Source organism: Paenibacillus sp. NRS-1760, assembly GCF_050467785.1.
In the GTDB taxonomy this organism is placed as follows: domain Bacteria; phylum Bacillota; class Bacilli; order Paenibacillales; family Paenibacillaceae; genus Pristimantibacillus.
In genome coordinates, this window is sequence record NZ_JBITPK010000010.1 from 110641 (window position 1) to 129597 (window position 18957).

Here is an 18957-nt window from a genome sequence, read left to right on the forward strand (position 1 = left end):
TATTTATCTCTCCCATATCGGTAGTATGTCGTTCTACTTCAGTTAAAAATAACATTCAGAGCAATTGGCTTTAAAGAGCTGTAAGGTGAGCGCGTTGCAAAAGATTAACGAGCAGTTGGACGTTTCTCGGCCGCTATAAGGTAAGGGGCTGCCTTTCGCTGGGTCTGCCTGTAAATAACGGTCTGCGCTAGGGTTTGAGGCAGCTGCTCTGCCCATAATTCTACGGAGGCGGCTTCCTCAGCACCGCCAGGATGCCCTGGATACAATACGCAGGTTACGATACCTCCAGGACGCAGCAGCATGATAGCTGCATCGAGCGCAGCCAGTGTTGTTGCAGGCTCGGTTATGATCGTGAGATCATCGCTTCCCGGCAAATAACCGAGATTGAACATTACGGCTGAGACTTGTCCGATAATAGAAGGATCAACAGTCTCAGCCATACTTGCGTGATTGCTCAGCACAAGTTTAATATCGGGAAGCTTATTGTTATTTTTTAGGGAAGAAAGGCGCTCTTGCGTGCGATCAAGCGCCTCCTGCTGGATATCAAAGGCATATACGGTGCCGTTAGGTCCAACAAGCTCGGCAAGCGCAAGTGTATCGACACCGCTGCCGGCAGTAGCATCAATGACGATGTCACCCGGTGAGGTACGCTCGTTGATCCATTTGTGAGCCATGCTTAGGACTGATAGAAAACCCATATCTCGCTAAACCTCCTGCTGCCATAACTTGCCTTGCCACGTATTGCGGCGCTTCAACTCGCCGTCGAAGGCATTCAGCACTGACCATTTATTCATGCTCCACATCGGACCAATCAACAGGTCACGCGGCGCATCTCCCGTAAGGCGATGCACGATCATTTCCGGCGGCAGAAACTCAAGTGTATCAACAATTAATTTCACATATTCATCCTGCTCAAGAAATTGAAGCAGACCAGCCTCGTACTGACGTACCATCGGCGTCTTGCGCATGAGATGAAGCAAATGAATTTTAATGCCTTGCACGTCCATCTTGGCGACGGCGCGACCTGTATCAAGCATCATTTCATGCGTTTCCTGAGGAAGACCGTAAATGATATGCGCACATACGCGAATGCCGCGTTCCCGAAGACGCTTTACGGCATCGAGATAGCAGGCCGTATCATGTGCCCGGTTGATGAGCTCTGAAGTAGATTCGTGCACGGTTTGAAGTCCCATCTCCACCCAAAGGTAGGTTCGTTCATTCAGCTCAGCCAAATAATCGACTACATCATCGGGCAAGCAATCAGGACGTGTTGCAATGGACAAACCAACAACGCCAGGCTGCTGCAAAATGACTTCATAATATTCCCTCAGCTCTTCAACGGGCGCATACGTATTTGTATAAGCTTGGAAATATCCAATATACTGCGCATTTTGCCATTTCTGATGCTGACGGTCCCGTATTTTATTGAATTGTGTAACGAGGTCGTCCCGCCTGCTGCCCGCGAAATCACCAGAGCCGCGAGCGCTGCAAAATGTACAGCCGCCCTTTGCAATGGACCCGTCACGGTTTGGGCAAGTGAAGCCGGCATCAAGCGTAACCTTGAATACCTTGCCTCCCAACTGCTCATGCATTTCATAATTCCATGTATGAAATCGTTTATCGCCCCAAAGCAGTGGCTGCTGCTGTTGCGATGTTGATAATTTAATCATCGTTTTCCCCTTCATTCAAGACCTACACCCTATATTTTAGCGAAAAACGAGTGGAAAAGCCACGTTTGTCATGTGAATAGATATTGAATGTTCGGAAAACGCTTTAATTGGAAATATTTTTTGAAATGGGTGTTTTTAGACTTGCGTAACCTTACATGAAGTGTTATATTAAAAGTGCGACAAAACAACAAATAAACCTAACATAGCCCATATGTACCTGCATTCATGAAACGTCGATTAAATGGAAATACTCTTACTAATAAATCGATGAGGTGATTAGAGATGAATAATGTAACCAAAATCCCGCACGGCGACGATACTGTAACTGTTGAGCTGACTGTAAAAGAATTGATGGCGCTTACAGGCGTCCGCTTTCACAATAATCATGGTGTAGAAATTTCCGCTCGCAAGAAGTTGAATGAAGTATTAGTGGGAACATACGAGCGTGAACAGAAAGAGAACGCTCCGATTCCGTATCAGCTTTTGCTGTAACGACTATACATCCAATGACACGATAAGAAAGCCGCATCGCCGATAATTGGCTGCGGCTTTTTTCTATCCTCTTTACAATGCTCAATTTCTTGGGCACAATAAGGACTAGTCTATTCGTTGCATCGTCTACGATAAATGGAGGAATCACTGCATATGCGTTTAAGAGGAAGAAAAGGTATTCGTGAAAGTTTAGAGGGTCAGCCGGAGCTAGTCGTGCTTGATGCTGCGCCGCACAAAGGCAAGTGGCGTGAGTTTTTTGGCAACGACCAGCCTATATATGTAGAGCTTGGCATGGGCAAGGGTCGTTTTATTAGTCAAATGAGTGCGCGCTACCCGCACATCAATTTTATTGGTGTCGACATGTATGATGAGCTTCTTCGCCGCGCAAGCGAGAAGGCACGCATCGTATGGGAGCAAAAAGGGGAGTCTCATCCGCCCAATCTTGCGCTGCTTCGCGCTAATATTGAAGGAATCGAGACGATGTTTGCTCCGGGTGAGCTTGAGCGCGTCCATCTGAATTTTAGCGATCCATGGCCAAAGGCTAAGCATGCGCGCAGAAGACTAACGCATCCAAGACTTGTTGCGAAGTATATTGAACTGCTCAACGAGCGCGGCGAGATCCACTTTAAGACGGATTCACAATCTCTGTTTGAGTTTTCATTGAACAGCTTCGCGGAAATGGAGCTTATCATGCGCAATATTTCGCTTCATTTACACAAAGAAGGCCCTCGAGAGGACCTTGTGTTTACGGAATATGAGATGAAGTTTATGGAAAAAGGACAAAATATTTATCGTGTTGAAGCGGTTATCGGCTCCGAGGCTATTCGGAAGCATCGTGAAGCGAAACATGAGAAGTCGCTTAAAGAGGAAGCTGAGGCATCAGAATCCGTATCGAATGATTCGGATGACGAGGATAATTAATTTAGTCCTACTGCAGAGGATACCCAAGAATAATTGACTGCCAAAGCTGTTATCGTTCCGATCAGTGCGCCAGCTGCAACATCAGATGGGTAATGCAGCCCTAGATACATTCTTGACCATCCAACGGATAGTCCAATTATTAACGCAAGCGGCACCAGCAGAGTCATCCATATCCCGCTAGTCAGCAATATAGGGACTAGCCATGCAAAGATCGCTGTTGTGTGTCCGGATGGAAATGAAGAATCGACAAGCGGCTTATGACATGTATTTACATCAGGCAGCGCTTGATAAGGTCGAAGCCGTTTGAATTTACGCTTTACAATTGCTACTGGCAAATGGCTTATGACGACCGCAGTCAAGCATTGCCACCCAGTAAGGCTCCAAGGAGCAGGTGCAAGTAATGCATATAGAAGGGCGGTTGCGAGCGTAAAGGTTGCGCCGCCCATATGTGTGACCGTGCTTAACCATTTCCCCAGAATTCGATGTCTTTTTCTCCCTGAAGGTCTCCGGTTTGCCCAAATTAATAATCTTTGCTCACTCGTTTTCAGCCAGCCTATCATTCGTTCCATCGCTGTCATCCTCCTAACGGTGGCTTACTTCTATAACATTTATCAATTCCAGACTTAATTTTAGCATGTTTTTGTTCGCTGAGCGTAAACTATTTCTTGTCCCTATATTAAGGATAAGTAAGTATTATAGCACTAACTTGCTTTCCATGGGTGCTGCCTGATGAGAATGCGCTGTCATTCGTCTATCGGTATCCTATTTCCACTCCAAATACAGGGAATAAATATTGATTTCAAATTACTGTTTAATAATGTGCATTTGATGGTAAAACTGTAATGGACAAATTCCACGCGGTTGTGACAGGGTCTGTCGAAACCGCAAAAGATGTCGGAACGGAACTTTCTCGTTCACTTGTTCGTCACATAGACCTATTTCGATTTAAGAAACATTTTCACACATTTTAACGTAAATAAGGACGTTAGTGCTAAAAACTTAGCAATTGGTTGAAAATAAGGCTGAGTCGTCGTAAAAGGAGGTAATGTATTCATCCGTGTGCAATGCAAGCGTTTTTCTGCCGAGATTAAGCGCAATGAAGACTAATTCAACTTTTGACAAAGAAGTTGTTTCTGTGGAGAATCAATTAAGGTCCGAGAGTGTTTGCAGAGAAACACTCATACAAAGAGAAAATATATAATAAAAAGCTTACGGCAGCCACGGGTGGATGCTGAAAAAAAGCAAAAAAAATGGGGTCTAAAGGGGTAATGCCGCATGTTCAATACGATTATGTTTGTGGTTCAAATTCTATTTGCATTGCTAGGTGTGTATCAGCTGTTTTTAACGTTTTTCGGATGGCGGCGTAAAAAAGAAGATCTTTCTCATGCACCGAAAAAGACATTCGCATTGCTGATAGCAGCTCATAACGAAGAGCAGGTTGTTGGCGCACTGATTGAAAACTTGCAAAAAATGAAATATCCACGGGAGCTTTATGATATTTTTGTAATTTGCGATAATTGCACCGATGGTACAGTCGATGTTGTAAATAGTTATGATGGAGTATATGCATGTGTTCGTGAAAATCCAAATCAACGCGGCAAGGGCTTTGCGGTTGAGTGGATGCTTAAAGAGCTGTGGGCTATGCCAAAGAGTTACGACGGCGTAGCAATCTTTGATGCCGATAACCTTGTAGCGACTGATTTCTTGCAGTACATGAACAATGATTTGAGCAATGGATTCCGAGTTATTCAAGGTTACCTGGATACAAAAAATCCAAATGATTCTTGGGTCAGCTCAGCAAATGCAATCAACTACTGGTTCTGCAACCGGCTTTGGCAGCTTCCGCGTACAAATCTTGGCCTTGCCAATTTTCTAGGTGGAACAGGCATGTGCTTTGATTCAAAGCTGCTTCAGGAAATGGGCTGGGGAGCAACAAGCTTGGTTGAAGATTTAGAATTTACAGTCCGCTGCATTAAACGCGGAATTTATCCGAAGTTCAACTTTGAGGCAAAGGTGTTCGACGAGAAGCCGATTACGTTCCAAGCATCAGCTCGCCAAAGGCTTCGCTGGATGCAAGGACACTTTGATGTTACTCGTAAACATATGCTTCCTCTGCTTTGGCAGGGAATCAAGGATCGCAGCATGACGAAGATTGATGCGGCCCTTTATGTGTTCAATGCTTATAATTATTTGGCTGGATTTTTTATTGCAGCGATCATTTGGGGAGACATCCTGCTGTCAGGCGGAGATAACGTCACCTCCGTGTACAACCTGCTTCCAATTTGGCTGAGCATTCCGTACATGGCATATATTTTTGTGCAAATACCTTTATCCATGTATATGGCTAAAGTTTCGTGGAAGCTATATTTGCGGATTCCGACCTTTCTATTGTTCACCTTGTCATGGTGGCCGATAACGGTGCATGCATTCTTCACGCAAAACAACAAAAAGTGGAGTCATACCCAGCATACACGTGTCATCCGTCTTGAAGAAGTTCAAAGCAAACAAGTGTAATCGCTTGTTGACAAGGCTTTGTAGGCCATGGTATAGTAACACGGTAACATTTACAACTAACTTAATACGCACAAGCAGAAGCACCCGCTTCTCACCTTTCGGCTCAGGCTGGCTGGTTCGCGATAATCGATTAGTCATTCCATCATTTCAACTGAAGTGATGCTCTGACATACATGTACGGTTATGAGATGCGGGTTCGAGCGAACCCGCATTTTTTTATTGCGTGGAGACATGAACAAACCATTTTTGGAGGTGGCACGTTATTAGCAGAGAACATCAAATCAATGATGAAATCCGGGCCAGAGAAGTGCGTTTAGTAGGTGCTGAAGGCGAGCAAATCGGTATTAAATCCATTCGCGATGCTATGCAGCTTGCTATCGAGTTGAATTTGGACCTGGTGAACGTCGCACCGACGGCTAAACCGCCGGTATGCCGCATCATGGACTACGGAAAATTCCGTTATGAGCAGCAGAAGAAAGAAAAAGAAGCACGCAAAAACCAAAAGATTGTTGATCTTAAAGAAGTTTGGTTCCGTGCTAACATTGATGAAAATGACTACCAAACGAAGTTTCGTAACGTTGTTAAGTTTCTCAATGAAGGCGATAAAGTGAAAGCATCCGTAAGATTCCGCGGTCGTGAGATTGCTCATGCATCTCTAGGCCAAAAGATTTTGGATCGTCTTTCAAAAGAGGTTGCCGAATTATGCAGCGTTGAGCGCGCTCCTAAGCTGGAAGGCCGGAGCATGATTATGATTTTGGCACCCAAAACCAACAGCTAACAACTGATGAAGAACTTTAAGGAGGATAACTGATATGCCTAAGATGAAAACTCACAGCAGTCTGAAAGACCGCTTTAAAATTACTGGAACTGGTAAAGTAAAACGTTACAAAGCTTACCGTAACCACTTGCTTTCACACAAATCCGGTCGTCAAAAACGCGTACTTGCTGGCCAACCGCTTATGGCTGCTGGCGACGTTCGTCGTTTGAAACAAGGCCTTTCTAACTTGTAATAATAAGCTACACCAAATAAGCTAATTCAACCTACAGGAGGTTTCCACTCATGGCAAGAGTTAAAGGCGGTTTTGTCCGCACTCGTCGTCGCAAAAGAATTCTAAAGCTAGCTAAAGGTTATTTCGGTTCGAAACATCGTCTGTTTAAAACAGCGAAGGAGCAAGTTGGTAAGTCCCTAATGTACGCTTACCGTGACCGTCGCAACAAAAAACGTGACATCCGCAGACTGTGGATCGTTCGTATTAACGCGGCAGCTCGTATTAACGGACTTTCGTACAACAAATTCATGCACGGCTTGAAACTTGCGGGCGTAGAAGTAAACCGCAAAATCCTTGCTGACCTTGCAGTTAACGATATGACTTCGTTCAACTCGCTTGCTGGCATTGCAAAAGAAAAAATTAACGCTTAGGCGTTGACCTCATATAAGGGCTGTCCAAGTCATCTAATCGATGATTTTTGGACAGCCTTTTTTGCGGTTTTTTTTTTGCGAAAATGAACCGACATGCGCACATTTATTGGAGCAGAGGACAAATAAACAGACGGATGCCACCCTCCGCGAATATGCTGTAGGACAACGGGAAGGGAGGGATTTCGCATGCGTAACGTTTCCAAGCAGCAAGTACGGAAACTGGTCGGCAAATCCATTTATGCAGTACGTCCTGACGGCTCTGTCGTCACTGGCAAGCTCGTTCGGGTACACCAAAATAAACTGATCGTCGCTCCACTCGAAAAAGACAAAGGCAAGCTCGTGCAAACGAAAGCAATTTTGCCTCTCGTATTGTTTGACCTTCTTGCCATCGGCACGCTTCCTTTATGGGGCGGCGGCTTTGGTGGTGGCTACGGCGGCGGCAACTGCTGCAACAACAATTTTAACCAATACGGTAATGGCAACTATGGTGGCTATGGTGGCAATGCTGGTTATAACGGTAATGCTGGCTACGGCGGTTATGGAAACCAGGGCTACAACGGTTTTTAATGGCAATTAAGTAATCATAGCGGGGTGAGCGGTTTAAGTAATTCGTAGCAGCGCAGCTCAGGATAGTATTGGACGGTATAGTAACCAAGCTTACTATAGAGTTGATGTGCTTTACCATTAACCTGATCGACAAACAGCCTGGCAACTTTGCAATTCTGCGTTTTGCCGTAAGCTTCGCTATGAGCTATTAATTTTCTGCCCCAGTGTCTATTCCGGTGATCAGGATGCGTGACCATCATATCTAAATAAAGCACCTCACCCATCACTTCAAAATGGATGAAGGAGACTGGAGGGCTTTTTTTAGATAAGGATGCTACAAAAGTAACACCGCGACGGAAACGCTTTGGGAGCTCTCGAATCGTTTGCGCATCATGTTGGTGTACCGTATGGGATAAGGGAATAAGCTCATTGCGAATGAGGCGAACCACTTCGGCTTGATCATACCTTGGCTCATAAATACGAATCATGCTCATCATTCCATTTCTACCGCGCCAAATGGATCTGGGACGCAGCATGAATTTGCCGCATTAGGGCTAAACTAGTATATGTAGCGCGCTAAAGGATTGCGCCGAATACATTTTACAACAAGAGTTGTTTATGGTTCTTGACGAACTGAGATTCACGGCATATAATAAGGAAAGTCTTATCTACCACGTACTGGTATTCGTACCATGTGGTAAATACAAAATCAGCATTGATGAGGACGAAGTGCTTAGGGCCCTTTTGAACAGAGAGCGGATGGATTAGCTGCAACCATCGCCAAAATCCCTTTTCTACGAGCTCACCTCGGAGCTGTTTCCTTGAAAAGCAACCATGTGTTGCCTATTAGGGGGAATCGCAGGGCAAGCGTTACAGTGCCATTGGTAGAACGTATATGCATGACGTTCTTACTTGTAGAGGTTATACATCGGGAGATGTGTAACGAATTTGGGTGGTACCACGGAAGATATACCTTTCGTCCCTCGTTGCTTCGTATTGGAGCATGAGGAACGAGAGGTTTTTTTGTTTTTTCTGAGAGGAGGATGACTGATGATAACGCAAGGTGCAACACTGAAGTCAAAAGAGGAAATGAAGGAAAGAATTTCGAAACCTGAGGTTATTTCTGGTTCGGAAATTTTGCTAAGAAGTCTATTGCTTGAGGGTGTAGATTGTGTGTTCGGCTATCCAGGTGGAGCAGTGTTGTACATTTATGACGCGATGCACGGAAACCCCGATTTCAATCATTTATTAACACGGCACGAGCAAGGCGCGATTCACGCGGCAGACGGTTACGCCCGCGCAAGCGGCAAAGTAGGCGTATGTATCGCTACATCAGGTCCTGGTGCAACAAACCTCGTGACGGGAATTGCAACTGCATATATGGATTCCGTACCACTAGTTGTTATTACCGGTAATGTCATCTCCAGCCTGATTGGCAGCGATGCTTTTCAAGAGGCAGACATTACGGGAATCACAATGCCAATCACTAAACATAGCTACTTGGTTCGCGACGTTGAGGATTTGCCTCGTATTATTCACGAAGCATTCCATATTGCCAACACAGGGCGCAAAGGCCCAGTATTGATCGATATTCCGAAGGACATCTCAGCGGCTAAGACATTGTTCAAGCCAGTAACAGAAGTAAGCATCCGTGGTTACAATCCAACGGTCACGCCTAACAAGAATCAAGTGGATAAGCTGATTAAGGCGATTGAGCAAGCGGAGCGCCCGCTTATACTAGCAGGCGGCGGAGTCGTTTACTCTGGCGGACATGAAGAGCTGTTCGAATTCGTTACTAAAACGCAAATACCAATTACAACAACATTGCTTGGTTTGGGAGCTTTCCCAAGCGGCAATGATTTATTCCTAGGCATGCCAGGCATGCATGGCACATATACGGCAAATAAATCGATTCAAAGCGCAGACTTGCTAATTAATATTGGCGCTCGTTTCGATGACCGCGTAACCGGCAAGCTTGCGGGCTTTGCTCCACTGGCGAAAATCGTACACATCGATATCGATCCAGCGGAAATCGGCAAAAACGTACCAACAGACATCCCGATTGTCGGCGATGTGAAGACTGTTCTTGAGATTGTAAATAAGCTCGCGAAACGCGCAGATAAAGCGGATGATTGGCGTGCGAAGCTCAAAGCTTCATGTGAGCAATATCCGTTCAGCTATACGGATTCTGACGTTGAGCTTAAGCCGCAGTGGGTTGTAGAGCTGATCCATGAGACAACGAATGGCGATGCGATTGTAACAACTGACGTTGGTCAACATCAAATGTGGGCTGCACAGTATTACAAGTTCAACAAGCCTCGTTCATGGGTTACTTCCGGAGGGCTAGGCACAATGGGCTTCGGATTCCCTTCTGCTATCGGCGCTCAAATGGCGAATCCGGATCGCGTAGTCGTTTCCATTAATGGTGACGGCGGGATGCAAATGTGTGCGCAAGAGCTTGCGATTTGCGCAATTAACAACATTCCGGTTAAGGTAGTAATTATCAATAATCAGGTGCTCGGTATGGTAAGACAGTGGCAGGAGCTTATCTATGACAACCGCTACAGTCATATTGATCTCTCAGGCAGCCCAGACTTTGTGAAGCTGTCAGAAGCTTACGGAGTTAAAGGCTTCCGCGCAACGAACAAAGAAGAAGCGCGTGCCGCATGGGAAGAAGCATTACGCCATCCTGGTCCGGCTGTTGTTGAGTTCGTCGTTCGGAAAGAAGAGAACGTGTACCCAATGGTAGCGCAAGGAAGCACCATCGACGAAATGATCATGGGGGATGCGGAATGAAAAAACACACGATCGCAGTAATCGTTAACGATCAGCCCGGCGTTCTACAGCGCGTATCTGGTTTGTTCGGACGCCGCGGCTTCAACATTGAAAGCATAACGGTTGGTTCCAGTGAAGAAGCAGGCTTGTCGCGTATGGTCATCGTCACTTCTGGTGATGATCATACGCTCGAGCAAGTAACGAAGCAGCTTTATAAGCTGATTGACGTTATTAAGGTCATTGATCTTAGCTCAAATCCAATGGTTGGCCGCGAGCTTGCACTCATTAAAGTGAATGCAGAGCCAGCATCTCGTCCGGAAATTTTAGGTGTTGTTGAAACTTTCCGCGCAGCGGTTGTGGACATTGGCACTCATTCGCTTATGGTACAAGTAGTAGGGGACACTGAAAAAATCGATGCTATGGTTGAATTGCTTAAACCGTATGGCATTCGTGAACTGTCGCGCACAGGAGTAACAGCATTAAACAGAGGCAATTCCAAGTAATAAGAGTTCATCATTCAACATCCCGCTTTGAGCGGGAGTTTAAGGGGAGAACCGCTGCTTAAGGGTCATTCTCTGCTTAAACACCCGCTCAAAAGGGTTAAACTAAAGGAGGCAATTATTAATATGGCAGTTACAATGTACTATGAAAAAGACGCTGATCAAGGCGTACTACAAGGTAAAACAATTGCAGTTATCGGTTACGGCAGCCAAGGTCACGCTCAAGCACAAAATCTTCGCGACAGCGGCTTGAAAGTTGTTATTGGTCTTCGTCCTGGTAAATCCGCAGACGTTGCTAAAAAAGATGGTTTCGAAGTACTTACAGTTGCTGAAGCAACTAAAGTGGCTGACGTTGTTCAAATTTTGCTTCCTGATGAAACACAAGCGAAAGTGTACAATGATGAAATCGCTCCTAACTTGAAAAAAGGCGCGGCTCTTATGTTCTCCCACGGCTTCAACATTCACTACGGACAAATCGTTCCAAACAAAGATACAGATGTATTCTTGGTAGCTCCAAAATCTCCTGGTCACATGGTTCGCCGTACGTACCAAGAAGGCTTTGGCGTTCCTGGACTAATCGCTATTGAGCAAGATGCTACTGGCAATGCTAAAGCTATCGGTCTTGCATATGCTAAAGGTATCGGCTGTACTCGTGCAGGCGTTATCGAAACTTCTTTCAAAGAAGAAACAGAAACAGATTTGTTCGGTGAGCAAGCTGTTCTTTGCGGTGGTGCTACTGCACTAGTTAAAGCTGGTTTTGAAACGCTTGTTGAAGCTGGCTACGCTCCAGAAATGGCTTACTTCGAGTGCTTGCACGAGCTTAAATTGATCGTTGATATGATGTATGAAGGCGGAATGGCGTCCATGCGCGATTCTATCTCCAACACAGCTGAATACGGCGATTATGTAACTGGTCCTCGCATTGTTACTGAAGAAACGAAAAAAGAAATGAAACGTGTATTGGAAGATATCCAATCCGGTCGTTTTGCTCGTGACTTCATCTTGGAAAACCAATCGAACCGTGCAATGCTTACAGCTACTCGCCGTAATGAAGCTGCTCACCCGATTGAAAAAACAGGCGCACAGCTTCGTGAATTGATGCACTGGATCAAGAAGTAATAAAAGATAGAATGTAGGAAAATATCCCGGTTCGCCGGATCGTTTGACGATGAGCACGTAGTATCGCCATGTGGTCCGAGCGCACCGGGATCATTTTGTTCACGGAGGTGCATTGCACAAATGCGGAAAATATATGTTTTCGATACAACGCTTCGTGATGGAGAGCAATCTCCTGGGGTTAACCTGAACACGAAGGAAAAGGTAGAGATTGCCCTTCAGCTTGAAAGGCTGGGAGTGGACCGCATGGAAGCTGGCTTCCCTGCTGCGTCTCCGGGAGACCTTGCTGCAGTTAATGCGGTAGCACGAGCAGTTAAAAATGCTACAGTTATCGGACTCTCTCGCTCGCGTGAGCAGGATATCGATGCTGTTCGTGAAGCGCTTATCGGCGCACAGGATCCGTGCATTCACGTATTTCTTGCTACAAGTCCGATTCACCGCAAGCATAAGCTGCGAATGGAGAAGGAGCAGGTGCTTGAAACGGCAGAGCGTGCCATTCGGTATGCAAAGCAATATTTTGACAAAGTTGAATTCTCAGCAGAGGATGCAGGACGTACAGAGCTGGACTTTCTGTGTCAGGTCGTTGAGATGGCCATTAAAGCGGGAGCAACGGTCGTAAACATTCCGGACACGGTCGGTTATATGAATCCGCAAGAATTCGGGAACATCTTCAAGGTGTTGAAGGAAAATGTACCGAATATCGAAAAAATTCAGCTGAGCGCACATTGTCACAATGATCTCGGCATGGCGACTGCAAATTCGCTGGCAGCGATCTTGAATGGTGCAGATCAAGTTGAGGGTACGATCAATGGTATTGGGGAGCGCGCTGGTAACACAGCGATCGAAGAGATTGCAATGGCGCTTGCTACGCGCCCGGACTACTTCGGAGCTCAAACGACGCTGAACCTGAAAGAAATTGCCAAGACGAGCCGCCTTGTCAGCAAGCTGACGGGCATGGTCGTTCCAGGCAACAAAGCAATTGTTGGTGCCAATGCATTCGCGCATGAATCTGGTATTCATCAGGATGGCATGCTGAAAGAAAAAACGACGTATGAAATCATTTCACCGGATACGATCGGACTGAAGGAATCCAAGCTGGTGCTTGGCAAGCATTCAGGACGCCATGCGTTCCGTGAGAAGCTGATCGACCTAGGTTATGAGCTTGAGGACGAAGCGGTTAATGCGGCATTTGCTAAATTTAAAGATTTGGCAGATCGCAAGAAAACCGTAAGTGATGAGGATATTCTTGCTCTGCTTGAAGAGAAGCTAATTGATACGCCGGAAGTATTTAAATTAGAAATGATCCAAGTCAGTTATGGCAATCAATCTACGCCAAGCGCATCCGTTCGGATTCGTAAAGCGGAGGGTGAGATCATAGATGAAGCGGCAATCGGCAACGGTTCCGTAGACGCCATCTATAACGCGATCGACAAGGTGACACAGGAAGTCGTGGAGCTTGAAGATTATTCGATCAAATCAGTATCGCAAGGCAAGGATGCGCAAGGCGAGGTTCATGTTGTACTAAAGCAGGATGATGTTTCTGCTCAAGGACGTGGACTTAGCACGGACATTCTTGAAGCTAGCGCGCGAGCATACATCGATGCACTTAACCGACTGATCGAGAAGCGCAAGACGCCAGGGCGCCGCGATAAGATGAGTCTAATCTAAAAAGAAGCAGTTCGCCAGAGTATAACCTTTGGGCGGACTGTTTTTTTTCTTTGATAGATATAGCTTCAAAAAAGGGATAATCAATGACTCTATAGTTACTGCCTATAGAGTAAATAGATTTTATATCTTGGTAATCAACTCGTTTTTATGGTACAAATGATAATAGAATGAGAATGAATGTGTAGACTTGCATTTTTCAACAGGATTCGCCAAGCCAAAACGCCTTTGGCGTCCTTTGGACGCTGAAGCAGCTTTGACTGTGAAATATAAGCCCTTTATAAGCTAACAAACTTATAAATTCTTATATTTTTGAAAACGTTGAATGGACAAGTTTAACTTAAAACGAGGAGTGTTACATTATTATGTCAGAAGTTAAGAAAATTGCAGTTATTACCGGCGACGGTATCGGCCCCGAGGTAGTTGGCGAAGCTCTTAAAGTGCTCAAAAAAACCGAAGAGCTTTACGGCTACAAATTCGAAACAGAACACGGCTTGTTCGGCGGTATTGCAATCGACGAGAAAGGCACACCATTGCCGCAAGAAACACTTGACCTTTGCAAAGGTGCAGACGCGGTACTGCTTGGCGCAGTAGGCGGACCAAAATGGGACAACAACTCCAAGGAGCTTCGTCCAGAAACAGGCTTGCTAGGCATTCGCAAAGCACTTGGCCTTTTCTCAAACATTCGTCCAGCTACCGTATTCGATTGCTTGAAAGAAGCTTCAACTTTGAAGCCAGAAGTGCTTGAAGGCACGGATCTCATCGTTGTTCGAGAATTGACTGGCGGTATTTACTTTGGCGAGAAATTCCGTCGTGAAGGCGCTGGCGGCGAAGAAGCGGTTGATACATGCGTATACAACGTGCAAGAAATCGAGCGCATCGTTCGTCAAGCATTCGATATCGCTATGACTCGCGGCAAACGTCTTGCTTCTGTTGATAAAGCAAACGTACTAGAAACATCCCGTCTATGGCGCGAAGTGGTAAACCGGATTGCTCCTGAATACCCAGAGGTAGAGCTAGAGCACGTGCTTGTTGACAACTGTGCAATGCAATTGCTTCGTCGTCCTTCGAGCTTTGATGTCATCGTAACAGAAAATATGTTCGGCGACATTCTTAGTGATGAAGCTGCAATGCTGACTGGCTCAATCGGAATGCTCTCATCTGCATCGCTTGGCGAAGGCAGCTTCGGCTTGTATGAGCCGGTACATGGCTCAGCACCTGACATCGCGGGTCAAGGCATCTCCAACCCAATTGCAACAATTCTTTCCGTAGCGCTTATGTTCCGCCTTACATTTGGTTACCACGAAGCTGCTGCAGCAATTGAAGCAGCGGTGAAAGAAGTTCTTGATGCAGGCCACCGTACAGGTGATATTGCTGTTGATAAGAGCACAGCAATCGGCACAACAGAAATGGGCGATTTGATCGTAGCTGCTCTTAGAAAATAACATCTAGATTATAATCATTATAAATAAATATTGATTATAATATTGACTTGTTTATAAACTAGTGATACTATTTACTAGGTAAGTCACACAGACGAAGTGACATAAACAATAAAATTTATGGATAGGTCAAGGAGGTTTTCTATTATGGCAGAGCGTTTGGTAGGCCGTCAGGCCCCTGATTTTTCAATGGAAACGGCAACAGGTGATGGTAAAGATTTTGGTACAGCTTCACTTGCAGATTATAAAGGAAAATGGTTGGTATTGTTCTTCTACCCACTAGATTTCACATTCGTATGTCCAACTGAAATTACTGCACTCAGCATGGCTGCAGCTGAATTCAAAAGCTTGAACACAGAAATTCTTGGTGTCAGCATTGATAGCAAACATAGTCACCGTGCATGGATCAACACGCCGGTTAACGATAATGGTCTAGGTCAACTAGAATTCCCTCTTGCTGCTGATATTACGAAAAGCGTAGCTCGTGACTACGGTGTATTGATTGAAGAAGAAGGTATCGCTCTTCGTGGTCTATTCATCATCAATCCAGAAGGCGAAGTACAATATCAAGTTGTTAACCACAACAACGTTGGCCGCAGCGTAGACGAAACTCTTCGCGTATTGCAAGCTTTGCAATCCGGTGGTCTTTGCCCAATCAACTGGAAACCAGGTCAACAAACATTGGTATCGAAATAATATATTTCGAATAGCAGTAAAAACAAAACCCGTGCCATTTAATGGTACGGGTTTTGTTTTTGTCTACATAGGGATACGGATAATGTGAGGAGAAAGCAGGAATTTCGTCCATGCAGAGCGAATATGGTATACTTAGCAACAGATAATAAAAAATGATAGGTTTGTTAACGCAAACTTTAGATGATGGTTGTTAAGATAGGTTTACTACGTAAACCTAAGATGATGCTTACGAAGATAGGTTTGCTGCGCAAACCTAAGTTGATGCTTACGAAGATAGGTTTGCTACGCAAACCTCTAAGGAGGAGTCGTCAATGAGTTTTTGCTGTGGAGCTAGTATGATTGGAACAAAAGGTACACTTAAGCATATTCGGACGCATATTCACAATGTGCCCATTATGTTTTGTCCTGTCTGTCACCGTGTAGATATTCATTATTTAATCGAAAATGAATATGAGATACTAGCCGAATATGCACATGGCGACGGTGCTGCTGAAGTTGATTTTCAGGAGTACGTAGAGCAAGAAGGCAAGGCGCTGCTTGAGAATTGTGTTAACCATGAGAATGAGGATCCAATGGATGTTGTCCACAGTCAAATCGATATGGCGCTTGATTTGCTAAGCTTTGCCAAGCAAATTGAGGATACGGAATGGCAGCTTGTTCTTAAGAAGCGTCTAGGGATGCTCAACAATAGAAGGAATAAGCTCCGTCAACGCCGTACTTCCGTTTAGTTTTTTAAACATGAATGGTGAGCCCTCCTTCACGGGGGCTTTTCTTTTTTTGAAAATATAAAAATGTATCATTTTGTAATTTTTTAAGTTCGTTTGTTTCTCAATCAACGGTTCTCTGGCGATATAAAGGACACTAAAGATGCTTTTTAATGTAAATTAAGATTTTCTCAGAATGTACCCCCCGAAACCGGGCAGACAGAAACGAATCATACTAATAGTGAGGTGGAGCGGTTGTTACTTGTTTTGTTCAAACGCTTTCTGCGGAAGTCTGTTTCTGCCAAAGTAGCAGAGGATGAGCAGAAGCTCACTCCAGAACAATGGGTTGCTCAAATTCGTGAAGGTGACGAGCTGCTGCGTGAGCAGTTCATAGCAGACTATAAGCCTTATATAATCAAAGTTACAAGTCGATTTTGTAAACGGTATATCGATCCGAGTCGAGATGATGAATTCAGCATAGCGTTGCTCGCATTTAATGAAGCCATCAATCAATTTTCCAGCAGTGCTGGAAAATCATTTCTCGGATTTGCTGAAACCGTCATTCGTCGTCGGCTTATTGACCATGTCCGAAAAGAACAGAGGCATTCTCAGGTTGTGCCTTACAGTATGTTCGACTCAGAGGATGAGGAGCAGCCTCAATATAATTCAGTCGAGACAAGACAAGCGATGACTGCATTTGAAATGAAGCGCACAGAGGACGAGAGAAGGCTTGAGATTACTGAGCTTAATCAAGAGCTTTTGCGATTTGGCATTTCCTTTGCAGAATTGGTAGACAATTCTCCCAAGCATACCGATTCAAGAAAGCTGTTGATTGGTATCGCGCAAACGCTTGTAAGTGAAACGGACTTATTAGATTCTTTAAGGCAAACGAATAAGCTGGCTGTAAAAGAGCTGACCGAAATGTGCGGTGTTTCTCGCAAAACGGTGGAAAGAAATCGAAAATACATTATTGCTATCGCACTAATCATTTCTGGAACATACCCTTACATGCATGATTATTTACATATATCCGATGAGCGCATCGTTGAGAATAAGGAGGCAAGCAAATGAAACGTGGAGTCGTTATGAGCATTCATAAGCAGTATGCAGTTGTGATGACGGCAGACGGTCAATTTTTGCAGGCCCTTATTCAGGGAACTACACAAATCGGAGAAGAAGTCACATTCGAAGAAGAGTTTAAGAAGCGCGTCATCCAGAGGCCGATTTATTGGTATGGAAGTGCTGCCGCCCTTATTCTGATTCTCTTTGTTCCACTTTTATTTTTCATGCAAAGAGACTCACAATCCGTAGTTGCTTACGTGAGCATGGATATTAATCCAAGCGTAGAGCTGGGCGTCGATGAAAACGAGAAGGTACGTGAGCTTCGCGCACTTAATGAAGATGGAGAAGTCATTATTAAAGGTCTCAAATACGCAGGTATTCATGTGGAAGAGGTTGCTGCTTCAATATTGGAGAGGGCTAAAGGCTCACATTACCTGGATACGCCAAACAAAGATATTTTTATTACGAGTGTTTTATTAGACGACAATTTTGCGAGTAAAGGCGATTTTGAGAATATTTTGACGGGAAAAGTCGACGAGAAACTGAGAATGCTGCTCGCTCAGCTTGAGGCAGAAGCAGCAAGCGCTACAATTACAACGTTGTCGCTGCCTAATGAGGTGCGTGAGGAAGCAGCTATAAATGGTATTTCTTCAGGCAAGATGGCCGTATATTTAATGGCAAAGGATGAAGGCTACAGTATCGAATTGGAGCAATTGAAAAAGCAATCCATCGATCAGGCAACAGCGTCTATCGGCGGCGTGAAGACGATTGTAAGCAATGCGAGAGATACGAGCAAAGAAAAGCTCAAGAAGCTGGTAGCACTGGAAAAAGAGGATAAGGTTAAGCAGCAAAAGGAAGAAACAAAGACGAAACCGAAACCGATTAAACCGACTACGACTCCAACTGCAAACAAGCCAGTAAAAGTGGAAAAACCAACTAAACCTGTCGTTAGCGGAGTAAATAAAGGAAACGCAACTAATAAGCCCAATAAAAACGGGACATGGGGCAACAAGCCGGTAATTACGCCAGGGAAACCAACTAAGCCAGTTCAGCCTACAAAGCCGAGCGGCGGTAAAAACGATCATAAAGATGACGACAAAAATAATAACAATCATAATCATGATCGAAATAATGATGATTATGATGATGATGACAATGATCGAAATCGAGATCGCAATACTAATCGCAATAATAACGTAAACAGTCAACAAGGCAAACAAGAAAATGATAATTGGAAAAATCGATATGATGATAAAAAAGATAAGGAATGGAAGCACGATTGGGATAGATGGTATAAAGGTCGGGGGAGCAACAATAATGATTAGACTTCCGATATAAAAATGAACAAATAGCAGGAAATGAATGCAGTAGGCTAAAGTCCTAGATGACTTTCGGGCAGACTTTTTTCCTATTTACGGTGCATAATTCGACAGG

The 18957-nt window shown here is 44.7% G+C and carries 20 protein-coding genes and 1 other annotated feature; of the genes, 16 read left to right on the plus strand and 4 right to left on the minus strand.

Going from position 1 to position 18957, the window contains the following annotated elements:
• Window positions 1-104: 104 nt before the first annotated feature.
• Window positions 105-698 (minus strand): class I SAM-dependent methyltransferase, encoded by a 594-nt coding sequence (locus tag ACIFSR_RS11565; RefSeq protein ID WP_430057484.1) that lies wholly within the window; start codon window positions 696-698, stop codon window positions 105-107.
• Between the two features lie 6 nt (window positions 699-704).
• Window positions 705-1670: a TIGR01212 family radical SAM protein gene (locus tag ACIFSR_RS11570; RefSeq protein ID WP_430057486.1), complete on the minus strand. Its 966-nt coding sequence runs from the start codon at window positions 1668-1670 to the stop codon at window positions 705-707.
• 282 nt (window positions 1671-1952) lie between these two features.
• On the opposite strand from ACIFSR_RS11570, the gene ACIFSR_RS11575 reads away from it, so the two are divergent.
• Window positions 1953-2162: a hypothetical protein gene (locus tag ACIFSR_RS11575; RefSeq protein WP_076268017.1), complete on the plus strand. Its 210-nt coding sequence runs from the start codon at window positions 1953-1955 to the stop codon at window positions 2160-2162.
• Between the two features lie 153 nt (window positions 2163-2315).
• Window positions 2316-3083, plus strand: coding sequence for a tRNA (guanosine(46)-N7)-methyltransferase TrmB (gene trmB, locus ACIFSR_RS11580; RefSeq protein ID WP_076268016.1), 768 nt, complete (start codon window positions 2316-2318; stop codon window positions 3081-3083).
• Here trmB and ACIFSR_RS11585 read toward each other — a convergent pair.
• Entirely contained in the window at window positions 3080-3652 is a 573-nt protein-coding gene (locus tag ACIFSR_RS11585) for a phosphatase PAP2 family protein (protein ID WP_076268015.1), read from the minus strand. The genes trmB and ACIFSR_RS11585 overlap by 4 nt on opposite strands.
• Before the next feature lie 706 nt (window positions 3653-4358).
• Between ACIFSR_RS11585 and ACIFSR_RS11590 the strand changes: the two genes are divergently transcribed.
• From ACIFSR_RS11590 to ACIFSR_RS11610, 5 genes are all read left to right on the plus strand, one after another.
• Window positions 4359-5597, plus strand: a complete 1239-nt coding sequence (locus ACIFSR_RS11590; protein ID WP_076268014.1) for a glycosyltransferase family 2 protein — start codon at window positions 4359-4361, stop codon at window positions 5595-5597.
• 66 nt (window positions 5598-5663) lie between these two features.
• Window positions 5664-5821, plus strand: a sequence feature (ribosomal protein L20 leader region).
• A 56-nt stretch (window positions 5822-5877) separates the two neighbouring features.
• A complete protein-coding gene (infC, locus tag ACIFSR_RS11595; protein ID WP_144376751.1) occupies window positions 5878-6375 on the plus strand; it encodes a translation initiation factor IF-3 in 498 nt (165 codons plus the stop codon).
• A 34-nt stretch (window positions 6376-6409) separates the two neighbouring features.
• Window positions 6410-6607 carry a 50S ribosomal protein L35 gene (rpmI, locus tag ACIFSR_RS11600; protein ID WP_053374531.1) on the plus strand — a complete coding sequence of 66 codons (198 nt, stop codon included), beginning with the start codon at window positions 6410-6412 and terminating at the stop codon, window positions 6605-6607.
• Window positions 6608-6657: 50 nt separating this feature from the next.
• Window positions 6658-7017, plus strand: coding sequence for a 50S ribosomal protein L20 (gene rplT / locus ACIFSR_RS11605; RefSeq protein ID WP_054028358.1), 360 nt, complete (start codon window positions 6658-6660; stop codon window positions 7015-7017).
• Between the two features lie 186 nt (window positions 7018-7203).
• Entirely contained in the window at window positions 7204-7584 is a 381-nt protein-coding gene (locus ACIFSR_RS11610; protein ID WP_339207559.1) for a hypothetical protein, read from the plus strand.
• A gap of 14 nt (window positions 7585-7598) precedes the next feature.
• On the opposite strand, the gene ACIFSR_RS11615 is transcribed toward ACIFSR_RS11610, so the two are convergent.
• Window positions 7599-8099: a GNAT family N-acetyltransferase gene (locus tag ACIFSR_RS11615; protein ID WP_339207560.1), complete on the minus strand. Its 501-nt coding sequence runs from the start codon at window positions 8097-8099 to the stop codon at window positions 7599-7601.
• Window positions 8100-8613: 514 nt separating this feature from the next.
• Between ACIFSR_RS11615 and ilvB the strand changes: the two genes are divergently transcribed.
• From ilvB to ACIFSR_RS11660, 9 genes are all read left to right on the plus strand, one after another.
• Complete coding sequence (ilvB, locus tag ACIFSR_RS11620; RefSeq protein WP_339207561.1) at window positions 8614-10359, plus strand: biosynthetic-type acetolactate synthase large subunit; 1746 nt, start codon at window positions 8614-8616, stop codon at window positions 10357-10359.
• On the plus strand, window positions 10356-10841 hold the full coding sequence (ilvN, locus tag ACIFSR_RS11625; protein ID WP_076268009.1) for an acetolactate synthase small subunit: 486 nt from the start codon (window positions 10356-10358) through the stop codon (window positions 10839-10841). Before ilvB ends, ilvN begins: the two co-directional genes overlap by 4 nt.
• 123 nt (window positions 10842-10964) lie before the next feature.
• A complete protein-coding gene (ilvC, locus tag ACIFSR_RS11630) occupies window positions 10965-11957 on the plus strand; it encodes a ketol-acid reductoisomerase (RefSeq protein WP_076268008.1) in 993 nt (330 codons plus the stop codon).
• Between the two features lie 120 nt (window positions 11958-12077).
• The gene (locus ACIFSR_RS11635) at window positions 12078-13622 is read left to right on the plus strand and encodes a 2-isopropylmalate synthase (protein ID WP_339207562.1); all 1545 of its coding nucleotides are present in this window, start codon (window positions 12078-12080) and stop codon (window positions 13620-13622) included.
• Between the two features lie 362 nt (window positions 13623-13984).
• The gene (gene leuB, locus ACIFSR_RS11640) at window positions 13985-15064 is read left to right on the plus strand and encodes a 3-isopropylmalate dehydrogenase (RefSeq protein WP_430057490.1); all 1080 of its coding nucleotides are present in this window, start codon (window positions 13985-13987) and stop codon (window positions 15062-15064) included.
• Window positions 15065-15208: 144 nt separating this feature from the next.
• Window positions 15209-15757 (plus strand): peroxiredoxin, encoded by a 549-nt coding sequence (locus ACIFSR_RS11645; RefSeq protein ID WP_076268005.1) that lies wholly within the window; start codon window positions 15209-15211, stop codon window positions 15755-15757.
• Between the two features lie 311 nt (window positions 15758-16068).
• On the plus strand, window positions 16069-16485 hold the full coding sequence (locus tag ACIFSR_RS11650; protein WP_076268004.1) for a hypothetical protein: 417 nt from the start codon (window positions 16069-16071) through the stop codon (window positions 16483-16485).
• A gap of 231 nt (window positions 16486-16716) precedes the next feature.
• A complete protein-coding gene (gene sigI, locus ACIFSR_RS11655) occupies window positions 16717-17532 on the plus strand; it encodes an RNA polymerase sigma factor SigI (protein WP_430057492.1) in 816 nt (271 codons plus the stop codon).
• Window positions 17529-18848 (plus strand): anti-sigma factor domain-containing protein, encoded by a 1320-nt coding sequence (locus ACIFSR_RS11660; RefSeq protein ID WP_430057493.1) that lies wholly within the window; start codon window positions 17529-17531, stop codon window positions 18846-18848. Before sigI ends, ACIFSR_RS11660 begins: the two co-directional genes overlap by 4 nt.
• Window positions 18849-18957 lie beyond the last annotated feature (109 nt).